The sequence below is a fragment of the Micromonospora sp. SL1-18 genome, assembly GCF_047921505.1.
Lineage (GTDB): Bacteria > Actinomycetota > Actinomycetes > Mycobacteriales > Micromonosporaceae > Micromonospora.
Genome location: NZ_JBLROA010000161.1, coordinates 1 through 1,986, shown reverse-complemented (window position 1 = coordinate 1,986; position 1,986 = coordinate 1). Strand labels below are relative to the sequence as shown.

General features: G+C 67.4%; 1 protein-coding gene. It reads left to right on the top strand.

Translation table 11 applies throughout. From position 1 onward, the window contains the following. The first annotated feature begins 157 nt into the window (after positions 1 to 157). Positions 158 to 1,873, top strand: a complete 1,716-nt coding sequence (locus ACNAW0_RS30275) for an IS1634 family transposase (protein WP_416291459.1) — start codon at positions 158 to 160, stop codon at positions 1,871 to 1,873. Positions 1,874 to 1,986: the final 113 nt, after the last annotated feature.

Sequence of the window (1,986 nt, the reverse complement as noted above, 5' to 3'; positions counted from 1 at the left end):
CCCGGGTTCGACGTAATTTGGCGGGCCTGGAGGTCCTGCGGGGCGGAACACGCTGGTCAGCGGGCCGCGAGAGGCGGAGAGAGCCGGAAGTCCCTAGAGACGCGATTCTCTGGGTTAACCTGTTCTGGCCTGGACGCATCTCGTATGCTCTAGAGCCGTGTATGTGAAGACGACGAAGCGGGAGAACAAGTCCGGCACGGTGGTCCGGTACCTGCACCTGGCCCACAACGAGTGGGACCCGGCCAAGGGCCGGGCGGTGCCCAAGGTGCTGTTCACCTTCGGCCGCGAGGACCAGCTCGACCGCGACGCGGTCAAGCGCCTGGTCGCGTCTCTGTCGAAGCTGCTGGAGCCTGGTGACGCGCTCGTGGCCACCGCCGCCTCTGACCTGGAGTTCGTCTCCTCGGTGCCGTTCGGCGGCACCTACGTGCTCGACCACCTGTGGCGCAGACTGAAGATCGACCAGATCGTGGCCCGGGTCGGGCAGCCCAAGCGCGGCCGGCCTCGGGACATGACCACCACCGAGCGGGTGCTGTTCGCCCTGGTCGCGAACCGGGCGCTGGCGCCGTCGTCCAAGCTCGCCGCCGCCGACTGGATCACCAACGACGCGCACATCGACGGACTGACCGAGATCGGCGAACAGCCCTGCTACCGGGCGATGGACTGGCTGCACGAGGTCACCGATGACCTGGAGAAGCAGGTCTTCGACGAGGTCGCCACCCTGCTGAACCTCGAAGTGGATCTGCTGTTCTTCGACACCACCAGCACCTACTTCGAGCTGGAGGCGCCCGACGCTCCCGTCGCCCGCGACGACGCCGGCCGCCCGCTTTACCACAGCGAAGCCAACGGCGACGCGAACCACGGCGGGTTCCGCGCCTACGGCAAGTCCAAGGACTCCCGCGACGACCTGCCGCAGATCGTCATCGGCATGGCCGTCACCCGGGACGGCATCCCGGTGCGCTGCTGGTGCTGGCCGGGCAACGCCTCCGACCAGACGGTGATCCGGCAGGTCAAAGACGAGATGCGGGACTGGACCCTCTCGAAGATCGTGTGGGTGACCGACCGCGGCTTCTCCTCCGCCGAGAACCGCCGCTACCTGCGGCAGGGCGACCACGCCTACATCATCGGCGAGAAGCTCCGCTCCGGATCACCCGAGGTCAAGGCCGCCCTGTCCCGGCAGGGCCGCTACACCGAGACCGCCGAGAACATGCGCGTCAAGGAAGTGCGGATCAGCGACACCGATCGGTTCGTGATCTGCCACAACCCCGAAGCCGCCGAACGCGACAAGCACATGCGAGAGCAACTCGTCGCCCACCTGCAAGAGTTGATCGCCGACACGGACAAGCTCAGCGAGTTCAAGCGCGGCGAGGTACGCGGGAAGATCGCCGGCAAGCCCGGACTGAACCGCTACCTCCGCGCCACCCCCGCCGGCAAGCTCCGTGTCGACCAGGCCAGGATCAAGGCGGAGGAGAACCTCGACGGCAAGTACCTCCTGCGCTGCTCCGACCCCCACCTGAGCGCCGAGGACATCGCCCTGGGCTACAAGCAACTCCTGGAAGTCGAGCGCGGCTGGCGCGACATGAAGCAGATCATCGACCTCCGGCCGGTCTACCACCGGCTCGAAGAACGCATCCGCGCCCACGTCGTCCTGTGCTGGCTCGCCCTCCTGCTCATCCGCATCACCGAGACCCGGTCCGGCACGACCTGGCCCCGGGCCCGCCGTGAGCTCCAACGGCTTCACGTCGGAACGTTCACCGGCCCCACCGGCACGTTCCAGCAGGTCACCAGCCTGACCAAGCCCCAGCGAGACCTGCTCGCCAAGCTCGGCATCCCCCACCCCAAGCAGGTCCTCGACCTTCAGCCCGCACCCCGCTGACCAGCCGAAACGCCACCGCCTAGAGAAACGCCCTCCAGGCGGTCCCACCCATGTCCGCCCAGGTCAGAACCAAGATTCGACTCTCCAGGTCACCGAATTACGTCGAACGCGGG